This window comes from Streptomyces sp. NPDC090108 (genome assembly GCF_044747185.1).
Taxonomy (GTDB): domain Bacteria; phylum Actinomycetota; class Actinomycetes; order Streptomycetales; family Streptomycetaceae; genus Streptomyces.
On sequence record NZ_JBIVDQ010000001.1, the window covers coordinates 187,448 to 211,471 of the forward strand.

General features: G+C 70.8%; 21 protein-coding genes and 5 tRNA genes. 10 read left to right on the top strand and 16 right to left on the bottom strand.

Going from position 1 to position 24,024, the window contains the following annotated elements:
- The first annotated feature begins 163 nt into the window (after positions 1-163).
- Together ACIPRD_RS00780 and ACIPRD_RS00785 are read left to right on the top strand one after the other, a co-directional pair.
- Complete coding sequence (locus ACIPRD_RS00780; RefSeq protein ID WP_356404133.1) at positions 164-397, top strand: Lrp/AsnC ligand binding domain-containing protein; 234 nt, start codon at positions 164-166, stop codon at positions 395-397.
- Positions 398-417: 20 nt separating this feature from the next.
- On the top strand, positions 418-933 hold the full coding sequence (locus tag ACIPRD_RS00785) for a DUF3515 domain-containing protein (RefSeq protein WP_356404131.1): 516 nt from the start codon (positions 418-420) through the stop codon (positions 931-933).
- A 49-nt stretch (positions 934-982) separates the two neighbouring features.
- Here ACIPRD_RS00785 and ACIPRD_RS00790 read toward each other — a convergent pair whose 3' ends face one another.
- From ACIPRD_RS00790 to ACIPRD_RS00800, 3 genes are read right to left on the bottom strand one after another with little or no spacing between them, the layout of a single operon-like run.
- Complete coding sequence (locus ACIPRD_RS00790; protein WP_356404129.1) at positions 983-2,140, bottom strand: D-alanine--D-alanine ligase family protein; 1,158 nt, start codon at positions 2,138-2,140, stop codon at positions 983-985.
- Positions 2,141-2,199: 59 nt separating this feature from the next.
- Positions 2,200-3,219, bottom strand: coding sequence for an NAD(P)H-dependent glycerol-3-phosphate dehydrogenase (locus ACIPRD_RS00795; protein WP_356404127.1), 1,020 nt, complete (start codon positions 3,217-3,219; stop codon positions 2,200-2,202).
- Positions 3,216-4,016, bottom strand: a complete 801-nt coding sequence (locus tag ACIPRD_RS00800; protein ID WP_356404125.1) for a lysophospholipid acyltransferase family protein — start codon at positions 4,014-4,016, stop codon at positions 3,216-3,218. Before ACIPRD_RS00800 ends, ACIPRD_RS00795 begins: the two co-directional genes overlap by 4 nt.
- A gap of 176 nt (positions 4,017-4,192) precedes the next feature.
- Here ACIPRD_RS00800 and cofC point away from each other — a divergent pair, with 176 nt between their 5' ends.
- A complete protein-coding gene (cofC, locus tag ACIPRD_RS00805; RefSeq protein ID WP_356404123.1) occupies positions 4,193-4,831 on the top strand; it encodes a 2-phospho-L-lactate guanylyltransferase in 639 nt (212 codons plus the stop codon).
- A gap of 9 nt (positions 4,832-4,840) precedes the next feature.
- Positions 4,841-5,047, top strand: a complete 207-nt coding sequence (locus ACIPRD_RS00810; protein ID WP_356404121.1) for a hypothetical protein — start codon at positions 4,841-4,843, stop codon at positions 5,045-5,047.
- A 136-nt stretch (positions 5,048-5,183) separates the two neighbouring features.
- On the opposite strand, the gene ACIPRD_RS00815 is transcribed toward ACIPRD_RS00810, so the two are convergent.
- The 4 genes from ACIPRD_RS00815 to leuC form a co-directional block, all read right to left on the bottom strand.
- Positions 5,184-5,840, bottom strand: coding sequence for an HU family DNA-binding protein (locus ACIPRD_RS00815; RefSeq protein ID WP_356404119.1), 657 nt, complete (start codon positions 5,838-5,840; stop codon positions 5,184-5,186).
- Between the two features lie 136 nt (positions 5,841-5,976).
- On the bottom strand, positions 5,977-6,207 hold the full coding sequence (locus ACIPRD_RS00820) for a hypothetical protein (protein WP_356404117.1): 231 nt from the start codon (positions 6,205-6,207) through the stop codon (positions 5,977-5,979).
- A gap of 286 nt (positions 6,208-6,493) precedes the next feature.
- Positions 6,494-7,087 (bottom strand): 3-isopropylmalate dehydratase small subunit, encoded by a 594-nt coding sequence (gene leuD / locus ACIPRD_RS00825; RefSeq protein WP_401558831.1) that lies wholly within the window; start codon positions 7,085-7,087, stop codon positions 6,494-6,496.
- A gap of 2 nt (positions 7,088-7,089) precedes the next feature.
- Complete coding sequence (gene leuC / locus ACIPRD_RS00830) at positions 7,090-8,517, bottom strand: 3-isopropylmalate dehydratase large subunit (RefSeq protein ID WP_356404113.1); 1,428 nt, start codon at positions 8,515-8,517, stop codon at positions 7,090-7,092.
- Between the two features lie 254 nt (positions 8,518-8,771).
- On the opposite strand from leuC, the gene ndgR reads away from it, so the two are divergent.
- On the top strand, positions 8,772-9,488 hold the full coding sequence (gene ndgR / locus ACIPRD_RS00835) for an IclR family transcriptional regulator NdgR (protein ID WP_356404111.1): 717 nt from the start codon (positions 8,772-8,774) through the stop codon (positions 9,486-9,488).
- Positions 9,489-9,695: 207 nt separating this feature from the next.
- Here the strand turns inward: ndgR and ACIPRD_RS00840 are convergent.
- The 9 genes from ACIPRD_RS00840 to ACIPRD_RS00880 form a co-directional block, all read right to left on the bottom strand.
- Positions 9,696-9,768: transfer RNA gene (locus ACIPRD_RS00840), tRNA-Glu, on the bottom strand.
- Between the two features lie 28 nt (positions 9,769-9,796).
- Positions 9,797-9,868 (bottom strand) — tRNA-Gln (locus ACIPRD_RS00845).
- 20 nt (positions 9,869-9,888) lie between these two features.
- Positions 9,889-9,961 (bottom strand) — tRNA-Glu (locus tag ACIPRD_RS00850).
- A gap of 31 nt (positions 9,962-9,992) precedes the next feature.
- Positions 9,993-10,065, bottom strand: a tRNA-Glu gene (locus ACIPRD_RS00855).
- Between the two features lie 21 nt (positions 10,066-10,086).
- Positions 10,087-10,158 (bottom strand) — tRNA-Gln (locus ACIPRD_RS00860).
- Positions 10,159-10,251: 93 nt separating this feature from the next.
- Entirely contained in the window at positions 10,252-10,983 is a 732-nt protein-coding gene (locus tag ACIPRD_RS00865) for an HAD family hydrolase (protein WP_356404109.1), read from the bottom strand.
- Between the two features lie 152 nt (positions 10,984-11,135).
- Positions 11,136-12,620, bottom strand: coding sequence for a glutamate--tRNA ligase (gene gltX, locus ACIPRD_RS00870; RefSeq protein ID WP_356404107.1), 1,485 nt, complete (start codon positions 12,618-12,620; stop codon positions 11,136-11,138).
- On the bottom strand, positions 12,604-13,389 hold the full coding sequence (locus ACIPRD_RS00875; protein ID WP_356404105.1) for a fumarylacetoacetate hydrolase family protein: 786 nt from the start codon (positions 13,387-13,389) through the stop codon (positions 12,604-12,606). Before ACIPRD_RS00875 ends, gltX begins: the two co-directional genes overlap by 17 nt.
- A gap of 842 nt (positions 13,390-14,231) precedes the next feature.
- Complete coding sequence (locus ACIPRD_RS00880; RefSeq protein WP_356404103.1) at positions 14,232-14,423, bottom strand: hypothetical protein; 192 nt, start codon at positions 14,421-14,423, stop codon at positions 14,232-14,234.
- A gap of 559 nt (positions 14,424-14,982) precedes the next feature.
- On the opposite strand from ACIPRD_RS00880, the gene ACIPRD_RS00885 reads away from it, so the two are divergent.
- The 5 genes from ACIPRD_RS00885 (at position 14,983) to ACIPRD_RS00905 (ending at position 24,023) form a co-directional block, all read left to right on the top strand.
- Positions 14,983-18,900 (top strand): nitrate- and nitrite sensing domain-containing protein, encoded by a 3,918-nt coding sequence (locus ACIPRD_RS00885; RefSeq protein WP_401558836.1) that lies wholly within the window; start codon positions 14,983-14,985, stop codon positions 18,898-18,900.
- A 9-nt stretch (positions 18,901-18,909) separates the two neighbouring features.
- On the top strand, positions 18,910-19,323 hold the full coding sequence (locus ACIPRD_RS00890) for a roadblock/LC7 domain-containing protein (RefSeq protein ID WP_356404099.1): 414 nt from the start codon (positions 18,910-18,912) through the stop codon (positions 19,321-19,323).
- Between the two features lie 111 nt (positions 19,324-19,434).
- The gene (locus ACIPRD_RS00895) at positions 19,435-19,833 is read left to right on the top strand and encodes a DUF742 domain-containing protein (protein WP_356404097.1); all 399 of its coding nucleotides are present in this window, start codon (positions 19,435-19,437) and stop codon (positions 19,831-19,833) included.
- Positions 19,814-20,389, top strand: coding sequence for an ATP/GTP-binding protein (locus tag ACIPRD_RS00900; protein WP_356404095.1), 576 nt, complete (start codon positions 19,814-19,816; stop codon positions 20,387-20,389). The genes ACIPRD_RS00895 and ACIPRD_RS00900 overlap by 20 nt, the downstream gene beginning before the upstream one ends.
- A gap of 379 nt (positions 20,390-20,768) precedes the next feature.
- Positions 20,769-24,023 (top strand): nitrate- and nitrite sensing domain-containing protein, encoded by a 3,255-nt coding sequence (locus ACIPRD_RS00905; RefSeq protein ID WP_356404093.1) that lies wholly within the window; start codon positions 20,769-20,771, stop codon positions 24,021-24,023.
- The last annotated feature ends 1 nt before the right edge of the window (position 24,024 follow it).

Here is a 24,024-nt window from a genome sequence, read left to right on the forward strand (position 1 = left end):
CTCTTCAGTGTCCCCGATACGGTCGAGGTGGCCGTCAACCTCTGTCGTGCCTGCACCCTGGCGCGCAAGCCCGGTCCCCGCAGGTCTCCCCCCGGAGAGCGGCGACGCGATACCGTGGCGTTCCTTTTCCCCACATGATCCTCGTGGCCGCCCTGGAGGTTCCGTGGTACAGGCGTACATCCTGATCCAGACGGAGGTCGGCAAGGCGTCGACCGTCGCCGAGACGATCAGCAGAATTCCCGGAGTGATCCAGGCCGAGGACGTGACGGGTCCTTACGACGTCATCGTGCGCGCACAGGCCGACACGGTCGACGATCTCGGCCGCATGGTGGTCGCGAAGGTCCAGCAGGTGGACGGCATCACGCGCACCCTGACCTGTCCGGTCGTGCATCTGTAGCCCCCGTCTACCCTTGGCCGGTGAACTTCTTCCGTCACCGGCCGCTCGCCCTGCTCGCGCCCGCCCTGCTGATCGCGGTCGCGGGCTGCTCGTCGGCGGACGACGCCACGGTGGCGGTTCCCCGCCCCGACGCCAGGACCGCCCCCCTGTGCCGCCAGCTGCACCGGGAACTGCCCGGGAAGGTGGACGGCGAGCACCGCGACGACCCCGTTCCCCGGTCCGTCTACACGGCGGGCTGGGGAGGCCCGGCGATCATACTGCGCTGCGGCGTGGTCCGGCCGCCGAAGATGATCGACGGCAGGGTGGCCCAGGGCGACGACCCGGACGCCATCGCCGGCGGGGTCGACGGCGTGGAGTGGCTGATGGAGAAGCAGGACGGCGGATCGTGGCGGTTCACCACGGCCAACCGCCGTGCCTACGTGCAGGTGACGCTGTCCGGGGACCGGTCCGGGCCGGACCACAGCTCCCAGGTGCTGATCGACCTGGCCCCGGCCGTGAAGAAGGCGATCCCCGGGGGGATCGCCTCCATGCGCTGACCGCGCGGGTACGGCGGGACCGGGGGCGGTGCCCCCGGAGCCGGAGCCGCTAGCGCAGCCCGGTGGAACGCCGCAGGGCGGCCTGCACCAGGCGGTCCACCAGCTCGGCGTAGCCGATGCCGGTGGCCTCCCACATCTTCGGGTACATCGAGATCGGCGTGAAGCCGGGCATGGTGTTGATCTCGTTGATCACGAACTCGCCGTCCTCGGTGAGGAAGAAGTCCGCGCGGACCAGGCCCTCGCAGGAGGCCGCCTCGAACGCCTCGACCGCGAGCCGCCGCACCTCGGCGGTCTCCTCGTCGCTGAGCGGGGCCGGGACGACGCCGGGGGTGGAGTCGATGTACTTGGCGTCGAAGTCGTAGTACGCGTGGGCGCTCGGCGGGGGGATCTCGGCCGGGACCGAGGCGCGCGGGCCGTCCTCGAACTCCAGGACCCCGCACTCGATCTCGCGGCCGCGCAGCGCGGCCTCCACGATGATCTTCGGGTCGTGGCGCCGGGCCTCCGCGACGGCCTCTTCCAGGCCGGCCGGGTCGTCGACCTTGGTGATGCCGATCGAGGAGCCGGCGCGGGCAGGCTTCACGAAGAGCGGCCAGCCGTGCTCGGCGGCGAGTTCGACGATCTTGCGGCGGGCGGCGGGCTCGTCGCGCTCCCACTCGTGGGGGCGGATCACCACGTACGGGCCGACCTTGAGCCCGAAGGAGGTGAACACCCGCTTCATGTACTCCTTGTCCTGGCCGACGGCCGAGGCGAGCACCCCGCAGCCGACATAGGGCACCCCGGAGAGCTCCAGCATGCCCTGGAGGGTGCCGTCCTCGCCGTAGGGCCCGTGCAGGACCGGGAAGACCACGTCGACCTCGCCGAGGGCCTTGGGCACCGAGCCGGGCTCGCTGTAGACGACCTCGCGCACGGCGGGGTCGACGGGAAGCACCACGCCGCCCTCGGTGGACTCCGCCAGTTCCTCGACCGCGGGGACGCGGCGGTCGGTGATCGCCATCCGCGCCGGCTCGTCGGCCGTCAGGACCCAGCGCCCCTCCCTGGTGATGCCGATCGGCAGGACGTCGTACTTGGTCCGGTCGATGGCGTTCAGGACGGCGCCGGCGGTGACCGTGGAGATCCCGTGCTCGGAGCTGCGGCCGCCGAAGACGACGGCCACACGCGGCTTGCGGGACGGCTGCCCGGGGCTCTGGGGGAGGTTCTCGGTGCTCATATCGCGTTGAGCGTACCCGCTGGTAGAGCCCCGGGACAGCGTCGGCTCGGCCGACCGGCTCAGCGCCGCTCGGGCTTGGCGCTGCGCGACATCAGCTCCTTGAGGGCGACCACCGGCGGCTTGCCCTCGTGCACGATGTCCACGACCGTCTCGGCGATGGGCATCTCCACCCCGTGCCGGCGCGCCAGATCCACCACGGACTCGCAGGACTTGACGCCCTCGGCGGTCTGGCGGGTGACCGCGATGGTCTCCTCCAGGGTCATGCCCCGGCCGAGGTTGGTGCCGAAGGTGTGGTTGCGGGACAGCGGCGAGGAGCAGGTGGCCACCAGGTCGCCGAGGCCGGCGAGTCCGGAGAAGGTCAGCGGGTCCGCGCCGAGCGCCATGCCGAGCCGGGTGGTCTCGGCGAGGCCGCGGGTGATGAGCGAGCCCTTGGCGTTGTCGCCGAGGCCCATGCCGTCGGCGATGCCGACCGCGAGGCCGATGACGTTCTTGACCGCGCCGCCGAGTTCGCAGCCGATCACGTCGGTGTTGGTGTACGGCCGGAAGTACGGCGTGTGGCAGGCGGCCTGGAGCCGCCGGGCGACCGCCTCGTCGGTGCAGGCGACCACGGCGGCGGCGGGCATGCGGGAGGCGATCTCACGGGCCAGGTTGGGGCCGGTGACCACGGCGACGCGGTCGGCGCCGACCTTGGTGACGTCCTCGACGACCTCGCTCATGCGCATGGTGGAGCCGAGCTCGACGCCCTTCATCAGGGAGACCAGGACGGTGCCGGGGGCCAGCAGCGGGGCCCACTCGGCGAGGTTGGCGCGCATGGTCTGCGAGGGCACGGACAGCACCGTGAAGTCGGCGCCCGCGGCGGCCTCCGCGGGGTCGGCGGTGGCGCGGATGTTCCGCGGGAGTTCGACGCCGGGAAAGTAGTCCGGGTTCGTCCGGGTGGTGTTGATCGCCTCGACGACCTCGGTGCGGCGCGCCCACAGGGTGACCTCGCACCCGGCGTCGGCGAGCACCATGGCGAAGGCGGTGCCCCACGAACCGGCACTGAAGACGGCAGCTTTGACCGGCTTGTCCGGCTTGCTCACTTACCCTGCCCTTCCGGCTGCTTGGCTGGTGCGTGGCCCTGGACCTCGGCCTGGGCCTCGGTCTGGGCCTGGGTGCGGCGGCGCTGCTCGATCCGCTCGCGCCGCGGGTCGTACGGCGTCTCGGGGGCCTTCTCGCCGCGGATCTCCTCCAGCTGGCGGGTGACGGCGGCCATGATGACCTCCGTGGCCTCCTTGAGGATCTCGGCGGTCATCTCCCGGCCGTAGAACCGGGAGAGGTCCACCGGCGGCCCGGCGAGGACGCGGTGGGTCTTGCGCGGGAAGAGGTGCGGCTTCGTCGCGTAGGGCGGGAGCAGTTCGTTGCAGCCCCACTGGGCGACCGGGATGACCGGGCACCGGGTCTGCAGGGCCACGCGGGCGGCACCGGTCTTGGCGGTCATGGGCCAGCCGTCGGGGTCGCGGGTGAGGGTGCCCTCGGGGTAGAAGGCGACGCACTCGCCGCGCTCGACGGCGTCGATGGCGGCCCGGAAAGCACTGAGCGCGTCCGTGCTCTCGCGGTAGACGGGGATCTGCCCGGTACCGCGCATGACGGCACCGACGAATCCCTTCTTGAAAAGGCCGCTCTTCGCCAGGAATCGCGGAACCCGGCCGGTGTCGTACTGATAATGGGCGTACGCGAACGGGTCCACGTGGGAATTGTGATTCACCGCGGTGATAAATCCACCCTCGGCCGGCATGTGCTCCATTCCACGCCAGTCCCGCTTGAGCAGAACCGCCAGTGGCGGTTTGCAGATCACCGCGGCGAAGCGGTACCAGAAGCCGATTCTGCGGCGGGGCACGCGGACACCTTCCTCTAGGGCCTCAAGGGCTTGTCACCTCGGGCGGGGGGCCGCCGAGGGGCCGCACAAGTGTCGCCCCAGGCCGCCGGTCTGTCGAGAACACGGTACGCCCCGCCGCCGCCCCCACCGGAAGGGCCGGGTGACAATGGGCGCGGAGAGAGAGGGACGGTACGCCGGTGCAGTGGACCTTGGTCATCCCGCTGAAGCCTCTGGCGCGGGCCAAGAGCAGGCTTGCGGACACCGCTTCGGACGGGGTGCGCCCACGGCTGGTCCTCGCGTTCGCGCAGGACACGGTGGCCGCGGCGCTGGACTGCCCGGCGGTCGCGGATGTGGCGGTCGTCACGGACGACGAGCTGGCCGGCCGCGAGCTGGCCGCACTGGGCGCCAGGATCGTCCCGGACACCCCGGGAACCGGCCTGAACGCCGCGCTGGAGCACGGGGAGACCGTCGTCAGGTCCCTGCGGCCCCGGTCCGCCGTGGCCGCGCTGAACGCCGACCTGCCGGCCCTGCGCCCGCTGGAATTGTCACGCGTCCTGGAAGCGGCCGCCGTATTTCCGCGGGCATTTCTCCCGGACGCGGCGGCTCTCGGCACCACCCTGCTCGCGGCGGCCCCCGGTCACGCCCTGCGCCCGCTTTTCGGCACCGCCTCCCGGGTGCGGCACCGGGCCTCGGGAGCGGCGGAACTGGAGCTGGCCGGGGTGGATTCCGTACGGCAGGACGTGGACACCGGCGCCGATCTGCGGGCGGCGCTGACGCTGGGCGTGGGCCCGCGCACCGCGGTGGTGAGCGCGCGGCTGGCGATCGCCGGGCAGTAGGCTGCCGTCATGCAGGCGACCGCATACACGTACGACCCCGGCACCCGCAGCGGACAGGTGCTGCTGGACGACGGCACCCCGGTGCCCTTCGACGCGGCGGCTTTCGACGCGGGCGGGCTCAGACTGCTGCGGCCCGGTCAGCGGGTGCGGATCGAGAGAGCCGGCGACGAGGGCGACGGCGGCCGGATCACCCTGGTGACCCTCCAGACCTTCTAGGTCCTGTTGGCCTTCCAGGCCTTGCAGACCCTCCCCTGCGTCACACGCGCCACGTACGTCACACATACCGCATACGCCGCGGGCCGGGCTCCCCCAGGGAGTCCGGCCCGGCGCGTGTGTGCCCTGGCGACCTTGCTTACGAGGCCTTGCGGGCGGTGGTCTTCTTGGCGGTGGTCTTGCGCGCCGTCGACTTCTTGGCGGGAGCCTTCTTGGCGGTGACCTTCTTCGCCGGGGCCTTCTTGGCCGCCACCTTCTTGGCGGTGGTCTTCTTCGCGGCGGTGGTCTTGGCGGCCGCCGTGGTCTTCTTGGCGGTGGCCTTCTTCGCCGTGGCCTTCTTTGCGGCGGCGGCGGTGGTGGTCTTCTTCGCCGGCGTGGCCTTCTTGGCGGCGGTGGTCTTCTTCGCGGCGGCCTTCGTGGCCTTCTTGGCCGCGGCCTTCTTCACCGTCGCGGAAGCGCCACCGGTCAGGCTGCCCTTGGGCGCCTTCTTCACGGCGACCTCGCCACCACGCGGCAGCTTCTTCGAGCCGCTGACCAGGTCCTTGAAGCCCTGACCGGCACGGAAGCGCGGCACGGACGTCTTCTTGACCCGAACACGCTCGCCCGTCTGGGGGTTGCGCGCGTAACGGGCGGGGCGGTCCACCTTCTCGAAGGACCCGAAGCCGGTGACCGAGACCCGGTCGCCCGCGACGACGGCGCGGACGATGGCGTCCAGGACGGCGTCGACAGCATCGGCGGCCTGCTGGCGGCCGCCCATCTTGTCGGCAATCGCTTCTACGAGCTGCGCCTTGTTCACGTCTTCCCCTTCGGAGACATCGCCAGAACGTATGTGTTCAAGCTTTTTCGCACGTTAGGCAGATATATACCGCAAATCAAACACGAAACGGGCTTATCACCCTTGTGCCGCAACGGATTCGGTTGTCTCGGACTCTTCAGCGGTCCTCTTCGGGGAGTCGACCCTCGTCGAGGTCCCCGGCGAACCGTTCGAGACGCCTTGCCGCGTCGGCGAGATCGTGCTTGGCCACGGCCGTAATGACCAGCAGCTTCCGGGTCAGCGCCATCCGTACGCCCTCCGGGACTTGCAGTGCGCGCACTCTTGTGTGCGCTTCTTTCAGTTGGTCCGCGACTGCCGCATAGAGCTGGAGTTGGCCGTCGTGTCCCATGCACAGATTGTGCCATCTGGGGCGAGTTGTCGCCTGCGCAGGGGGCAACTGCCGCCGTTCCCGGCCCTCCAGGGCCTTTGGGGCGCCACCGGCCCAACGGTCGCGTACCCCGGCAACGCCCCGCTTAACGTGGGAAGTTGAGCACCCCGCCCGTCGCGCGCGAGTTCATCCGGACGCGAAAACGGCTGTACCCCCAATCGTGGCGATCGGGGGTACAGCCTGGGTTCGAGGTGGCCGAAACCCGTCGGTCCGGGGGTGCCGGACGGGCCGGGCGGGCCCTTGTGGGTCAGTTCTGGAGCGTCCGCGGCTTGTGGGTGGGCCGCTTGGCCTCGAAGGCGGCGATGTCGGCCTCGTTCCGGAGGGTGATGGAGATGTCGTCCAGGCCGTTCAGCAGCCGCCAGCGGGAGTTCTCGTCCAGGTCGAAGGAGGCGGTGACGCCCTTGGCGCGCACCTCGCGGTCCTGGAGGTCGACGGTGATCTCCGCCTGCGGGTCCTCCTCGGTCAGTTCCCACAGCGCGTCCACGACCTTCTGGTCGAGCACCACCGTGAGCAGCCCGTTCTTCAGCGAGTTGCCCCGGAAGATGTCCGCGAAGCGGGAAGAGATCACGGCCTTGAAGCCGTAGTTCTGCAGCGCCCACACGGCGTGCTCGCGGGAGGAGCCGGTGCCGAAGTCGGGGCCGGCGACCAGGACCGTGGCGCCCTGCCGCTCGGGCCGGTTGAGGACGAAGGAGGGGTCCTTGCGCCAGGCCTCGAACAGCCCGTCCTCGAACCCGTCGCGGGTCACCTTCTTGAGCCAGTGAGCAGGGATGATCTGGTCGGTGTCGACGTTGCCGCGGCGCAGCGGGACGGCCCGGCCGGTGTGGGTGGTGAAGGCTTCCATGGTTATCGGACTCCAGCGGGCACGGGGGCGTCGGACAGGTCGGCGGGCGCGGACAGGTGGCCCAGGACGGCGGTGGCGGCCGCGACCTGCGGCGACACCAGGTGCGTACGGCCGCCCTTGCCCTGCCGGCCCTCGAAGTTGCGGTTGGAGGTGGAGGCGGAGCGCTCGCCCGGGGCCAGCTGGTCCGGGTTCATGCCGAGACACATCGAGCAGCCCGCGTGCCGCCATTCGGCGCCGGCCTCCTTGAAGACCGCGTCCAGGCCCTCGGAGACGGCCTGCAGCCCGACCCGTACGGAGCCGGGGACGACCAGCATCCGTACGCCGTCGGCGACTTTGCGGCCGCGCAGGACCGCGGCGGCGGCACGCAGGTCCTCGATGCGGCCGTTGGTGCAGGAGCCTACGAAGACGGTGTCCACCTCGATGGAGCGCAGCGGCTGTCCGGCCTCCAACCCCATGTACGCCAGGGCGTTTTCGGCGGCCAGGCGCTCCGAAGCGTCTTCGTACGATGCCGGGTCGGGGACGGCCGCCGAAAGCGGTGCGCCCTGGCCGGGGTTGGTGCCCCAGGTGACGAACGGCGACAGTTCGGCGGCGTCGATGACGACCTCCGCGTCGAACTCGGCGTCGTCGTCGGAGCGCAGGGTCCGCCAGTACTCGACCGCGGCGTCCCACTCGGCGCCCTCGGGGGCGTGCGGGCGGCCCTGGAGGTAGGCGAAGGTGGTCTCGTCGGGGGCGATCATGCCCGCGCGGGCGCCGGCCTCGATGGACATGTTGCAGACGGTCATCCGCGCCTCCATCGAGAGCTTCTCGACGGCGGAGCCGCGGTACTCCAGGACGTAGCCCTGACCGCCGCCGGTGCCGATCCGCGCGATGATCGCCAGGATCAGGTCCTTGGCGGTGACGCCGTCGGGCAGCTCGCCCTCGACGGTGATCGCCATGGTCTTCGGGCGGGCCATCGGCAGCGTCTGGGTGGCCAGCACGTGTTCCACCTGGGAGGTGCCGATGCCGAACGCGAGCGCGCCGAAGGCGCCGTGCGTGGAGGTGTGCGAGTCGCCGCAGACCACGGTGGTGCCGGGCTGGGTCAGGCCCAGCTGCGGTCCCACCACGTGGACGACGCCCTGCTCGACGTCGCCCAGCGGGTGCAGCCGCACCCCGAACTCGGCGCAGTTCTTGCGCAGGGTCTCCAGCTGGGTGCGCGAGACGGGGTCGGCGATGGGCTTGTCGATGTCCAGGGTCGGGGTGTTGTGGTCCTCGGTCGCGAGGGTGAGGTCGAGGCGGCGGATCCGGCGGCCGTTCTTGCGCAGGCCGTCGAAGGCCTGCGGGCTCGTCACCTCGTGCAGCAGGTGCAGATCGATGTAGAGGAGGTCGGGCTCGCCCTCGGCGCGCCGGACGACATGGTCGTCCCAGACCTTCTCCGCGAGTGTCCTACCCATCGCTTTCCCCTTTTCCCGGGGCTCGCTCGTCTCCGGGGCGCTCCAGCCGGTGCCGAGGGGCCGATCGTGCTCGCCCCTAGGGGCCTCCGCGCGTTCGGCCCCTCGGTACCGGCGCACCCCTTCGGCTCGCTCGCCGCTGCTCTCGGGCATGTGTCACCGGTCCCGTGAAAATGCGGGCCTCTGTCGACCAAGGGTTGCGCGTTCCGCCGAAAATTGAACTTGCGTTTCACAGAGTGAGACGTGAGTATCGTTTCATGGACAACAGTAGCGGCGTCGGCGTTCTGGACAAGGCAGCCCTCGTCCTGAGCGCTCTGGAGTCCGGTCCGGCCACCCTCGCGGGTCTGGTCGGGGCCACCGGACTGGCACGACCCACGGCCCACCGGCTGGCCGTGGCCCTGGAACACCACCGCCTGGTGGCGCGCGACATGCAGGGCCGGTTCATCCTCGGACCGCGCATGGCGGAGCTGGCCGCCGCGGCGGGCGAGGACCGTCTGCTGGCCACGGCCGGCCCGGTGCTCACGCATCTCCGGGACGTCACCGGGGAGAGCGCGCAGCTCTACCGCCGGCAGGGCGAGATGCGGATCTGTGTGGCGGCGGCCGAGCGGCTGTCCGGCCTGCGGGACACCGTCCCGGTGGGCTCCACGCTGACCATGAAGGCGGGCTCCTCGGCGCAGATCCTGCTCGCCTGGGAGGAGCCGGAGCGGCTGCACCGCGGACTGCAGGGTGCCCGCTTCACGGCGACGGCCCTGTCGGGTGTGCGGCGCCGCGGCTGGGCCCAGTCCATCGGCGAGCGCGAGCCGGGCGTCGCCTCGGTCTCGGCGCCGGTGCGGGGGCCGTCCAACCGCGTGGTGGCCGCCGTCTCGGTCTCCGGCCCCATCGAGCGGCTGACCCGCCACCCGGGCCGTATGCACGCCCAGGCCGTGATCGACTCCGCCGCCCGCCTGTCCGAGGCCCTGCGCCGCTCGGGCTGATCCTTCCGCGACCGCACCGCCCCGGGACAGAGCCGCCTCAACGCCGCGGCGGCTCTTCCCGGGGCGGAGTCGCATGGTGGCGAACTGCTCGCGGCCCGGGCGCAGTTGACGCGCCGCGCGAGGGCGCCGGCGGAGGGGCCGGCGTGACGCCACGGCCCCGGACGACGACGAAGGCCCTCCACTTGAGTGGAGGGCCTTCGTCTTCTGTACCCCCGACCGGATTCGAACCGGCGCTACCGCCTTGAGAGGGCGGCGTGCTAGGCCGCTACACAACGGGGGCCTAGAACCTGCGTTTCCGCAGGTCCGAGCTGGTCTACCTGGACTCGAACCAAGACTAACTGAACCAGAATCAGTCGTGCTGCCAATTACACCATAGACCAATGATGGTTTAGACCAGTCGTACCCCCGACCGGATTCGAACCGGCGCTACCGCCTTGAGAGGGCGGCGTGCTAGGCCGCTACACAACGGGGGCCCTAGCGGCTCCGACGTAAGACCGGAACCAGTACCCCCGACCGGATTCGAACCGGCGCTACCGCCTTGAGAGGGCGGCGTGCTAGGCCGCTACACAACGGGGGCTTTGCAGATGAGCTCTGCGAGCTGGCCTACCTGGACTCGAACCAAGACTAACTGAACCAGAATCAGTCGTGCTGCCAATTACACCATAGGCCACTGGAACTCAAGCCCCTGTGCGGGGGATCTCGTTCTAGCGTGCTCCTCGGGTTCCGGCCCTTTCGGCCCGTTTCCCTCGGCGCAGGAAGAACATTACCCGAAGGTGGACGGGGCTCCAAAACGGGTATCCGCACGGACGACCGCGGGGAGTTCGGCGAGGGTCGTGATCCGGTGGGCGAGGGGTCCGCCGGCGTCCTCCCCGAACGGCCCGCCCCGGTCGATCCACACCGACAGCAGCCCGGCCCCGGCCGCCCCGCGCCCGTCGATCTCCGGGTGGTCGCCGACGTACGCCACCTCGTGCGCGGGCAGCTCCAGCGCCTCGCAGGCGGCCAGGAACGCGCCGGCCTCCGGCTTGGAGACGCCCAGCTCGGCGGCGCACAGCATGGTCTCGAAGCGGTCGCGCAGGCCCAGGGTGCGCAGCTTGCGCTCCTGGACCTTCAGGCTGGAGTTGGACAGCACCGCGTGGCGGTAGCCGGCGGCGAGGGCGTCCAGGGCGGGCAGCACATCGGGGAACACGCTCCAGGCGGCCTCGTAGTGACCGACGTAGCGCTGGAACCAGACGTCGGCCTCGTCGTCGCTCAGGGAGGCGTCCAGGAAGGTGCGGACCCGGTCGCGGCGCTGCCCCTCGAAGGTGCCGTGGCCGGCCGCGAAGCGCTCCCAGTGCAGCTCGGTGGCCTCGCGCCACCGTGCGATCGCCCGCTCCGGGCCGCCGTACCCCTCCAGCAGCCCCTCCGCGGCGAGGTGGGCGCGCATGCCCTCCCGGTCGGCGGTCGTGTAGTCGAAGAGGGTGTCGTCCACGTCCCAGACCACGGCTCTGATCGTCACACCGCCCACCATAGGACCGCGTTCCGGTCCGGGGAGGCGGGTTGCGCCAACAGGGGGACCGCCCCGGTACGGGCGGGCGGCGGGTGAGGGGCGTACGACGGAGGGGCGGCACCCGGATCTCCGGGTGCCGCCCCTCCGGCGTGCGGTGTGCGTTACGCGGCGAGCTTCGCCAGCGCGGCGTCGATGCGGGCCAGCGTGGTGTCCTTGCCCAGGATCTCCAGGGACTCGAACAGGGGCAGGCCGACCGTGCGCCCGGTCACGGCCACACGGACCGGGGCCTGGGCCTTGCCGAGCTTGAGGCCGTGGGCCTCACCGGCGGCCAGGACGGCCTCCTTGAGGGACTCGGCCGACGTCCAGTCCGCGGCCTCCAGCTTCTCGCGGGCGGTGCGCAGCAGGGCGTCGGAGCCCTCCTTCATCGCCTTCGTCCAGCTGGCCTCGTCGAAGGCCGGCTCGGGGAGGAAGAGGAAGTCGACGTTGTCGGTGATCTCGGAGAGCACCTTCAGACGGGTCTGGGCGTGCGGGGCGATCGCCTCCCACTTGGCCTCGTCGAAGTCCTCCGGCGCCCAGGGGGCGAAGGGGGCCCTCAGCCACGGGGCGCAGCGCTCGGCGAAGTCCTTGGCGTCCAGCATGCGGATGTGGTCGGCGTTGATCGCCTCGCACTTCTTCAGGTCGAAGCGCGCCGGGTTGGGGTTCACGTCCGAGATCTCGAAGGCCGCGACCATCTCCTCGATCGAGAAGATGTCCTGGTCCGCCGAGAACGACCAGCCCAGCAGGGACAGGTAGTTGAGCAGACCCTCGGGCAGGAAGCCGCGCTCGCGGTAGAGGTTGAGGGACGACTCGGGGTCGCGCTTGGAGAGCTTCTTGTTGCCCTCGCCCATCACGTACGGCAGGTGGCCGAAGGCCGGGATCCGCTGCGCGACGCCCAGGTCCATGAGCGCCTTGTAGAGGGCGATCTGGCGCGGGGTGGAGGAGAGCAGGTCCTCGCCGCGCAGGACGTGGGTGATGTCCATCAGCGCGTCGTCGACCGGGTTGACCAGCGTGTACAGCGGGGCGCCGTTGGCGCGCACGATGCCGTAGTCCGGGACGTTCTCCGGGAGGTACGTGATCTCGCCGCGGACCAGGTCCTCGAAGGTGATCGCCTCGTCGGGCATCCGGAAGCGGACGATCGGCTCGCGGCCCTGGGCCTTGTACTCCTCGACCTGCGCGTCGCTCAGATCGCGGCAGTGGCCGTCGTAGCCGGAGGGCTTGCCGGCGGCGCGGGCGGCCTCGCGGCGGGTGTCCAGCTCCTCCTGGGAGCAGTAGCAGTGGTACGCGCGGCCGGCGTCCAGCAGCTTCCCGGCGACGTCCTTGTAGATGTCCATGCGCTGCGACTGGCGGTAGGGCGCGTGCGGGCCGCCGACCTCGGGGCCCTCGTCCCAGTCGAAGCCGAGCCAGCGCATCGAGTCCAGCAGCTGGTTGTACGACTCCTCCGAGTCGCGGGCCGCGTCGGTGTCCTCGATGCGGAAGACCAGCGTGCCCTGGTGGTGCCGCGCGAACGCCCAGTTGAACAGGGCGGTGCGGACCAGGCCCACGTGGGGGTTACCGGTCGGGGACGGGCAGAAACGGACGCGTACAGGTGCGCTAGCCACGCTTGACAACCTTGTTGGTGAGAGTGCCGATGCCTTCGATGGTGACGGCGACCTCGTCGCCGACGTGCAGGGAGCCGACTCCTGCGGGGGTTCCGGTGAGGATGACGTCGCCCGGGAGCAGCGTCATCGCCTCGGAGATGTTGACGATCAGGTCCTCGATGGGGTTGATCATCTGGCTCGTGCTGCCGAGCTGACGCTGCTCGCCGTTCACGGTGAGCTGGATCGTCAGGTCGTTCGCGCGGGCGAGGTCGAGGTCCGTCTCGACCCAGGGGCCGAGCGGGCAGGCCGTGTCGAAGCCCTTGGCGCGGGCCCACTGCTTCTCGCGCTTCTGCACGTCACGGGCGGTGAGGTCGTTGGCGCAGGTGTAACCGAGGATGACGTCCTTGACGCGCTCGCGCGGGACCTCCCGGCACATGCGGCCGATGACGACGGCCAGCTCGGCCTCGTAGTGGAGGTCCGTCGAGAAGGACGGGTACTGGATCTCGTCGCCGGAGCCGATCACCGAGGTGGACGGCTTGAAGAAGGCGAACGGGGCCTCCGGCACCTCGTGGCCCAGCTCCTTGGCGTGGTCGGCGTAGTTGCGGCCGAAGGCCACGACCTTGTTGGGGAGGACCGGCGGCAGCAGTCTGACCTTGCTCAGCGGCACCTTCGTCCCGGACAGCTCGTGGTCCGCGAACGGAATGCCCTTGATGATGTCGAGGACGAGTTCGTCCTGCTTGTCACCCTCGACCGCGCCGAAGGCGACGTTCCCGTCGATGGAGAACCTGGCGATGCGCACGGGATCCTTGCGCCTCTCACTGAGAACCGGCTTACTGACGCCCCAGGTTAACCGGTCCGGGGGTCCGGCGTTCGGTCGTGTGGCGTGGCGGGGGCGATTTCGGGGCCCGGGAAACGGCCCGCCGGAATTCCGAATTCTGTGAGTTCCGGTCCGGTCCGCGGCGGTAACCGCAATCGGCCGGGGCGGATACGGGGTGGATATCGACCCGGAAATCACTTCCGGGCCCCCAGGGGGCGGGACGCTCCGGCCGGGAGGCTCCGGGGGCCGGGGCTCAGGGGGGCGGGGCCCCAGGGGTGCCGCCGGACCGGGCCCGGCACGGGGCACGCCTCCGGCTCCGCCCGGGACCGTCAGGGCGTCCGGCCGTCCGGCCCCGTCGCGATGCCGCACACCCTCCGCCCGTCCGACCGGCCGCCCGCCCGTCCGGCCGGCGGCCCGCCCATCAGGCTGCCCGTCCGGCCGCCCGGGAAGCTCCGCGGGTCTTTTCCGTGGCGGAGGACCGTTCATGGCGACGACGGTAAGGAATAGGGGTCCGGTGGCCCGCGCCCCGCATTCCCGGCCGGGGCGGGGGAAAGGGGCCGGGCTTTCCCCCGCCCGGGATGAGCGGGGCCGGGAAGACGCCGGAAGCGTCTTTGTGCCGCTGGGCCACCTGTATGAAGGGGAGAGGGGCCGGCACGGAAGGTCCGCCGCGCACGGGTGCCCCACGACGGACGCCAGACGGGCGCCAGGGGGCGGGAACAACCAGACGGACGCCAGGGGGCGGGAACAAAAGGAGCGCGGCCCGGAGGACCACGCCAGGTGCGTGATCTTCCGGGCCGCGCTCTCGGACCGTCGGGGCCGCTCGGCTACTCGGCGGCGACGCCGGCGCCGGCCGGGATCTCCATCAGGATGGTGCGGCGGGGGTTGGCGGTCTGGGCCGGGAGGTCGATGGAGTGCTCCGGCAGCTCCGGGATCTGCAGCTCGCCGGCGTCGTCGAGGTGCGCCAGCGTCGTGCGCCGCGGGTTGGCTATGTTGCGGAACATCATCGTCGTCTTCACCGTTGTCGTCCTGTGGGCTCGGCAGATCAGGTCATCCTGTAAAGCGCCAGGCTAAACATCCGATTCGCCGCCAGAGCCGTGAACTGCCCTTGATCGACGTGTGAGTTTGCTCACGCCCGCGAGTACAAACCGGTCAACTCGGACCCTCAACCGTCCTGCACGAAAGGGACATTGGGCCACTGAAGCCGCCATTCCGCTCCTGATCATGGCGACTGGGACACCCGTCACAGCGCGTCGACTCGCAGAGGTACGCCCCCTTTTGAACCGGAACAGCCTGTACGCACCGTTGCCCACCCCTCACTTTCTGTGACAGAGAGCACACCTCGGGCCACGGCCCTTGTTGGAGATCCTGCACTGTGCTGGAATTCCTCGGAACCGCCGCGGGATCGAGCCGGCGCGCAGGGGGCGCAACGCAGCGCCGAGTGGCGGCGGGCTGGGGGAATGCTGCGCCGGCCACTCAAGACCATTTGGGGGGCGTATTCAGGGCGCTCTCCACGACGCCGACACCGTGTCCCTTCGTTCACGCGGGGGGGCGCCTGGTCCAGAGGTTGCGACGCTAGTGCAGGGACGTTTCAAGAGGGATGGCAGCGCTTCGGCGGAGCCGGAGCCGCACGGCGGGACCGACCGCGGCTCCTCGCCCCAGCACGCCCAGGGCCCGGGTACGACCCCGTCCAGTGACGGTGGCGAGCGCTCCGGGCGCGCCGGCACCTCCGCCTCGGCGGGTGCCTCGGGGCCGGTGAGTCCGACGCCGGTCACCACCGCCGCCAAGGGGGTCCCAGGACCCGGTTCGCGCATGGCACTGCGCAACTGGCGCATCTCCACGCGCCTGGTGTCGCTGCTCGCCCTGCCCGTGGTCGCGGCCACGTCGCTGGGCGCGCTGCGTATCGGCGACTCCATGAACGACATCCAGCAGCTCGACAACATGCAGCTGCTGACGGAGATGACCCAGCAGGCGACCGAGCTGGCCGCCGCGCTCCAGGACGAGCGCGACCAGTCCGCCGGTCCGCTGAGCCACGGCCTGGCGGCGAACAACTACTCCATCAAGGGTCTGCGGCAGAAGACCGACCGCGCCGAGGACACGTTCAAGACCTCCGCCGAGACCATCGACTCGGCGAGCAAGGACGGCAACCTCCAGGGTGTCCGTGACGCCCTGGTCGGTCTGGTCGGACAGCTCGACAACCTCGAGCGCATCCGCCACGACGCCTACACCTCGCCGCAGAACTCGACGCAGACCGTCGAGGCCTACCACCGGCTGATCACCCAGCTGATCGGCCTCTCGCAGGACATGGCCGAGGCGTCCAGCAACCCCGAGATGATCCAGCGCACCCGCGCCCTGGCGGCGTTCTCCACCGCCAAGGAGTACGCGTCGGTGCAGCGGGCCGTCATCGCCGCGGCGCTGCCGACCAACCCGCGCACCACCGCCGCCAAGCTCTCGGAGAACGACCGCCTGTACGGCCAGTCGGCGTACGACAGCGAGGCCTCCGAGCTCAACATCTTCCGGCAGATCTACTCCGACAAGGACGCCGAGGTCCTGCTCCAGCCGATCGACGGCACCAACTCGATCATCCAGGCCTCGGACAGCTACGCGAAGCGCACCTTCGAGAGCCGCGACGGTCTGGCCGGCCAGCAGGTCCGCTCGTACCTGGACTGGGTGGACGACAGCACCACCAAGATCCAGCAGATGAAGAACATCGAGCGCCAGCTGCTGGAGCAGATGGAGCAGAAGGCCCGTGAGCTGAAGTCCACCTCCGAGCAGGAAGCCATCATCTCCGGTGCGCTGATCCTGCTGGTGCTGGGCGTCTCGCTGGTCGGCGCCTTCGTCGTGGCGCGCTCCATGATCCGCTCGCTGCGCCGCCTGCAGGAGACCGCCACCAAGGTCGCCCAGGACCGTCTGCCCGAGCTGGTCAAGCAGCTGTCCGAGTCCGACCCGCAGGACGTCGACACGTCCGTGGAGTCGGTCGGTGTGCACTCCCGGGACGAGATCGGCCAGGTGGCCGCGGCCTTCGACGACGTGCACCGCGAGGCCGTCCGCCTCGCCGCCGAGCAGGCCCTCCTCCGGGGCAACGTCAACGCGATGTTCACCAACCTCTCGCGCCGTTCCCAGGGCCTCATCCAGCGTCAGCTCTCGCTCATCTCCGAACTGGAGTCCCGCGAGGCCGACCCGGACCAGCTGTCCTCGCTCTTCAAGCTCGACCACCTCGCGACGCGTATGCGCCGTAACGGTGAGAACCTCCTCGTCCTCGCCGGTGAGGAGCCCGGCCGGCGCTGGACCCGCCCGGTCCCGCTGGTCGACGTGCTCCGCGCCGCCGCGTCCGAGGTGGAGCAGTACGAGCGCATCGAGCTGGCCTCGGTGCCGACCACCGAGGTCGCCGGCCGCGTCGTCAACGACCTCGTGCACCTCCTCGCCGAGCTGCTCGAGAACGCCACCTCGTTCTCCTCGCCGCAGACCAAGGTCAAGGTCACCGGTCACGCGCTGCCCGACGGCCGTGTGCTGATCGAGATCCACGACACCGGTATCGGTCTGTCCCCCGAGGACCTCGCCGCGATCAACGAGCGCCTCGCCGCGCCGCCCACCGTGGACGTGTCGGTCTCCCGCCGCATGGGTCTGTTCGTGGTCGGCCGTCTGTCGCAGCGTCACGGCATCCGCATCCAGCTCCGCCCGTCCGACTCCGGTGGTACGACCGCGCTGGTCATGCTGCCCGTCGACGTGGCCCAGGGCGGCAAGAAGCCCGTTCCCGGCAAGCCCGGCGCGCCCGTGTCGAGCGGTGGCCCCGCCGCCGCGCAGGCTGCCGCGGGTGCCGCGGCGGCCCGCCGCAACAACGGCGGCAAGGGCGGCGCTCTCGGCGTCCCGCCCGCCGGCGGCGGACGTCTCACCGCCGGTCCCGGCCCGCGCGGCCAGGTCGGCGCCGGCCAGGGTCCCCGGGCCGCGCTGCCCGGCACCGGCCAGGGCGGCCGTCCGGCGGGCCCGGGTGCTCCGGGCGGTGCCCGCGGCCAGCAGGGTCCCGGCGCGGGCCAGCAGGGCCAGCAGAACCGGCAGGCTCCCGGAGGCGCCGGCGGTTTCGGCGCCGGCCAGACGCCGGGTGCCCCGCAGGGTCTCCAGTCCGCAGGCACCGGCGGTCCGCAGCAGGACGCCTTCGGCGGCCGCGGTCCGGCCGCGCAGCGCGGTGGCGGCAACGACCAGAACCGTCAGCCCCAGCTGCCGCCGCGCGGCGGCCCGCGGGCCGAGCTGCCCGGCGGTCCGCAGCAGCGCACCCCGGAGTGGGGCGACACCGGCCAGGCTCCGGTCTCGCGTGCCTCGCTGGACGCTCCGCGCGGCCACGACGAGCAGGCCCCGGGCCGCACCGGGCGCATGCCGCGCGTCGACGACCGGCAGGGTCCGGGCGCGACCGCGGAGATGCCTCGCATCGGCGCGGGCCAGGACCCGTCCTCCACCGGCGAGTTCGCCCGTGGCGACCTGAACGGTTACAACGGCCCTCAGGAAACCGGCCAGTTCGCCCGTCCCGGCGCGGACCAGTCGCAGCAGACGGGCCAGTTCCAGCGGCCCGGCACCCCGCAGGGCAACCAGTACGCCCAGCAGGACAACAGCGGCCAGTTCCAGCGCCCCGACCTGTTCGGCACGCCGGCGCCCGCGCACCAGCCGCACCACACCGGCCAGTTCGCCGCTCCGCAGGAGCAGCAGCACGCGGGCCAGTACGGCGGCGCACAGGACCAGCAGCACCACACGGGCCAGTTCGCGGTCCCGCAGGAGCAGCAGTACGGCGGCGCACAGGACCAGCAGCACCACACGGGCCAGTTCGCCGCTCCCCAGGCGTACGACGGCGGTTACGACGCGGGCTCCACCGGACAGCACGCGCTGCCGGGCCGTCCCGCCCAGAACCCGTCGGACACCGGTCAGTACGAGCGTCCGCAGCCCGGCGTTCAGGGTGACTTCGGCGCCCAGCGCCAGGCGGCCCCGCAGCGCCAGGACAACCAGGCGCGCCCGGCCGACAACTGGGCGCTCCCGGCGGCTCCGAGCCAGGGCGACGGTCGTACCCCGCTGTACGACAACCTGGAGACCAACTGGTTCCACGGCGGTCCGCAGGAGCAGCAGGCGGCTCCCGCGCAGCAGCAGGCGCAGCAGACGGCCGCCCCCGCGGCCGCCCCGCAGCGTTCCGCCTCCCCCTCCGCCCAGGCCAACGGCTCCTGGCGCACGTCTCCGAACGACGAACTCGTCCGGCAGGCGGAGCGTGTCAGGCAGCCCGCGGCGGGCGGCATCACGACCTCCGGCCTTCCGCGCCGGGTGCCCCGGGCGAACCTCGTCCCGGGGGCGGCACAGCAGCAACAGCAACAGCAGCAGAGCGGTCCGCAGGTCTCGCGTGCGCCTGATGACGTACGCGGCCGTCTGACCAATCTCCGTCGGGGTATCGCTCAGGGCCGTCAGGCCGGCGGCGGCCAGACCGGCAGCTTCCCGAGCCCCACTCACCAGCAGGAGCGTTAGTTGAGTCCGATGAGCCAGGCGGCACAGAACCTGAACTGGTTGATCACCAACTTCGTGGACAACACCCCGGGGGTGTCCCACACAGTGGTGGTCTCCGCCGACGGCCTCTTGCTGGCGATGTCCGAGGGTTTCCCGCGTGACCGCGCCGACCAGCTGGCGGCAGTCGCGTCCGGGCTTACCTCCCTGACGGCCGGGGCCTCCCGGATCTTCGAGGGCGGCAGCGTCGCGCAGACCGTCGTGGAGATGGAACGCGGGTTCCTCTTCCTCATGTCCGTCTCGGACGGGTCGTCCCTCGCGGTCCTGGCCCACCCCGAGTGCGACATCGGCCTCGTCGGCTACGAGATGACACTGCTCGTCGAGCGTGCGGGCGCGGTACTCACTCCGGATCTGCGCGCCGAACTCCAAGGCAGTCTGCTCCACTGACCCGCCCCGGCACCACCCACCTCACAAAACCACCGTCCGGCCGCCACAATCCCCCCACCGGCCCCGTCAGACGGCACGACTGACCAACTTGCTGTCCCGCCCGGAGGATTCATGACCCCGCCCACCGCCTCTCATGATCCGTACGCGGAACCGTACGGAGATGAGGGCGACCAGCCGCTGGTTCGCCCCTACGCGATGACCGGTGGCCGGACCCGGCCGCGCTATCAGCTCGCCATCGAGGCGCTGATCAGCACCACGGCCGATCCGGCAGCGCTCATGGGGATGCTCCCGGAGCATCAGCGCATCTGCCACCTGTGCCGCGAGGTCAAGTCGGTCGCGGAGGTCTCCGCGCTGCTGACCATGCCGCTCGGTGTGGCCCGGATCCTGGTGGCCGACCTCGCCGAGGCCGGCCTGGTCGCCATCCACCAGCCTGGTGGCGACGAGAACAACGGCGGCGCTCCTGATGTGACGCTGCTCGAAAGGGTGCTCAGTGGACTTCGCAAGCTCTGACTCGGGCCGGACCACCACCTCCGCGAAGATCGTGGTGGCGGGCGGCTTCGGCGTGGGCAAGACCACGTTCGTCGGCGCCGTCTCGGAGATCAACCCGCTGCGTACCGAGGCCGTCATGACGTCCGCGTCCGCGGGCATCGACGACCTGACCCACACCGGTGACAAGAAGACGACCACGGTCGCCATGGACTTCGGTCGTATCACCCTGGACCAGGACCTGATCCTGTACCTCTTCGGTACCCCCGGTCAGGACCGCTTCTGGTTCATGTGGGACGACCTCGTACGCGGCGCCATCGGCGCGATCGTCCTGGTCGACACCCGGCGTCTCGCCGACTGCTTCCCCGCGGTCGACTACTTCGAGAACTCCGGTCTGCCGTTCGTCATCGCCCTCAACGGCTTCGACGGCAGCCAGCCGTACACGCCGGAGGAGGTGCGCGAGGCGCTCCAGATCGGTCCGGACGCCCCGATCATCACCACGGACGCCCGCCACCGCGCGGACGCCAAGAGCGCGCTGATCACTCTGGTCGAGCACGCCCTCATGGCCCGCCTGCGCTGACCCTCAAGTGGGACTTGCCATACGGCAGTTGTCGTAGAAGACCTGGAGCCGACTGTGGCCTTTGACACGGTCGGCTCCGGTGTTCATAACAGTTCGGCAGAGGAATCGGCGGGCATCGGCCACGCGACGCGGTCGCACGATGCCTGTCCGCGCACAAACGTCCCGCCATTTGGCGGGGCTCGCTCTTTATGACCGTTTTATCTGGGACGTACAAGGGCATGGTCCGGCGCTCTCCAACGTTTGGAACTGCGCTGGTCCACGTGCTGGAATGCCTGAACTGCCCGTTGGTCGACGTCGTACTGAGCCGTCGACGACAAAAGGGGCTCTGAGAGACTGCGGCACGTCGAAGGTGCCGACCCGCCGAGAGGTTGTTGGTCGAGTGAGGCGAAGCAAGAACGGTCCCGAGCCGTCGGCGCGGGGCAACTTCACCCCGCCGCCGCGCGCTGCGGCGCCAAGCCCAGTTGTACCCAGCGCTGAGCCGGAGGAACCCCCCGCGTCGAGCGGAGGCCGTTTCTCCCCGCGCAACTGGAGAGTGCCGACCCGCCTGAACGCGATCCTGCTCATACCCGTGGCGGTCGGCCTGGTCATGGGCGGCTTCCAGGTGAAGAGCTCGATCGACACCTGGCAGGACGCACAGGACGCGGAGAAGACCGCGCGCCTGGTGCAGGCGTCGCTCTCCTACGCGAACCAGCTGTACAACGAGCGGGACATGACCGCTCAGTACCTGCTGAAGGGCAAGCTGGAGACCGCTGCCGACAAGCAGGCGGTGGCCGGGATCCGCGCCAGGACCGACAAGGCCGCCACGGTCTTCCACCAGGTCGCGCAGGACGCTCCGCACACCGCCGGCCTGGACCGCCGTCTGAAGCTCTTCAGCGACACCGAGCCCGACCTGCAGACGCTGCGCCAGGACGCGTACACGTCGAAGTTCCCCGGTGTGCAGACCGAAGAGGGCTACGTCAAGATCGCCCACCCGCTGATGGAGTTCGCCAACGAGCTCGGTCTGGGTACCGGCAACATCACGTCCTACGGCCGTACCGTCTACGCGATCTCGCTGACCAAGGCCGCGCTCTCCCTCGAACGTTCGATCGGCATGCACATGCTGATCAAGCCGGGTCCGGACCAGCCGGGTCTGACCAGCCAGCGCACGGCCCTCGCCTCGTACGCCTACCTGGAGGGCATCGCCTCCGAGGAGTACCTCGGCGGTGGCACCCAGGCCGACGCCGACCGGCTCAACGCCGAGACGCAGGACGTCACGGCCAAGGCCACGGAGCTGGCCAAGGAAGCCAAGGCCAAGGACCCGAACTATGTCCCGCCGCCGGCCAACCCGCAGGCGATGGTGGTCGCGCTCGCCTCGCTGAAGACCGCCGACCCCACGGAGCGCCAGCAGCTGGCGGCCACCCAGGGCATCACCCCCGCCAACTGGTGGGCGGTCAACACCCTCAAGTTCGACGCCTACGGGTCGATCGAGTCGGACATGTCCGACAAGGCCGTGACCGAGGCCTCCGGCATCGCCGACGACGCCAAGACCTCGGCGCTCATCACCGGTGCGGCCGTCGTCCTCGCGCTGCTGCTCGCCTTCTTCCTGGCCGGTAACGTCGCCCGCCAGATGAGCCGCTCGATGCGCCAGCTGCGCAACGCCGCGTTCGGCATCGCCGAGCAGCGTCTGCCGATGCTGGTCGACCAGCTCTCCCGCACCGACCCCGGCCGGGTCGACACCCGGGTCGCCCCGATCCCGATCCACACCAAGGACGAGATCGGCGAGGTCGCCCGCGCCTTCGACCAGGTCCACCGCGAGGCGGTCCGGCTCGCCGCCGAGCAGGCCCTGCTGCGGGGCAACATCAACGCGATCTTCACCAACCTGTCGCGCCGCAACCAGTCGCTCATCGAGGGTCAGCTGACCCTGATCACCGACCTGGAGAACAACGAGGCCGACCCGGACCAGCTGGAGAACCTCTTCAAGCTGGACCACCTCGCGACCCGTATGCGCCGCAACGGCGAGAACCTCCTCGTCCTCGCCGGCGAGGAGCCGGGCCGCCGCTGGGACCAGCCGGTCCCGCTGGTCGACGTCCTGCGCGCCGCCTCCTCCGAGGTGGAGCAGTACGAGCGCATCGAGCTGTCCGGCGTCCCGGAGGCCGAGATCCACGGCCGCGCGGTCACCGACCTCGTGCACCTGCTCGCCGAGCTGCTGGAGAACGCCACCACGTTCTCCTCCCCGCAGACCAAGGTCCGCGTCACCGCGACCCGTCTTCCCGACGGCCGCGTGATGATCGAGATCCACGACAAGGGCATCGGCCTCACCGCCGAGGACTTCGCGGACATCAACCACAAGCTGGCGAACCCGCCGACCGTGGACGCCGCGATCTCCCAGCGCATGGGTCTGTTCGTGGTCGGCCGGCTGTCCGACCGGCACGGCATCCGTGTCCAGCTCCGCCCCTCGGGCGAGCAGGCCGGTACGACCTCCCTGGTCATGCTGCCGGACGCGATCACCCACGGTGGCGGTGGCGAGACGCAGCTGGACCGCGAGGAGTTCACGGTCTCCCAGATCATCCCGGAGCAGCAGTTCCAGGGTGAGAGCTTCAACCAGCCGCAGCCGCAGCAGCCTCAGCTGCGCACCGCCGCCGAACTGGGCTTCGACGACAGCCGCTACGAGGTCCCGGACGACATCCGCGACCTGGACCCGGTCAACCGCTCGCTCAGCCGCGGCGACCGCCGCGCGGCGCTGGAGGCCCAGACCCACGGACCGCAGTCCGACCAGCCGCAGCAGGCGTACCCCGACGAGTTCGGGGCGCGGCAGACCGGCTACGACGGCAGCACCACCGGGTACAACGAGCAGCCGGCGCAGCCCGGTGCGTTCGACGGGCAGCAGGCGTACCAGGAGCAGCCCCAGCAGGCGTACCAGGAGCAGCAGCAGGAGTCGTACGAAAAGCCGTACGACGACCAGTACTTCGCGCCGAACGGCGGGATGGCGCAGAACGACGGCTTCCAGGCCGGCGGCGGCTATCCCGACCCCGCGTTCGCGGAGCCCGCTCAGGACGACTGGCCGCAGCAGAACGGCTTCCAGAACGACGCCGGGTTCCAGAACGGCTACCCGGCCCAGTACGCTCCGGAAGCGGAATCACCGCAGGCCGGTGACGTGGACGAGCGGAACCGCGTAGGCTTCGACCGACCGGGCCCGTCCCCCTCCACCCCCCACCGGATGACCGATGCCGGGCTGCCCCGCCGGGGTCCTCTCGCGAACGGTTCCCACGGGGCGAGCGGCTCGAACGGTACGGCGCCCATGCGGGCGGAGACGCCGGCCCCCGCGCCGGCGAACTCTCCGGCCGACAACGACGGCGGTGACAGCGACTGGCGTTCGGCGAACGACGAGCGCTGGCAGCAGGCCTCGCAGCTGCGGAAGCCCAAGGCGGGCGGGGTCACCTCCTCCGGCCTGCCGCGGCGGGTGCCCAAGGCCAATCTGGTCGAGGGCGCCGCGGAGACCACCCCCCAGGGAGGCCCCCAGGTCTCCCGCGCCCCGGAGGACGTCCGGGGCCGACTGAGCAACCTGCGTCGGGGCGTCCAGCGCGGACGCAGCGCAGGCAGTGAAACGAACGGCCAGGGCTTCGGTCCTGACAGCACCTACAACCAGGAGCGTTAGT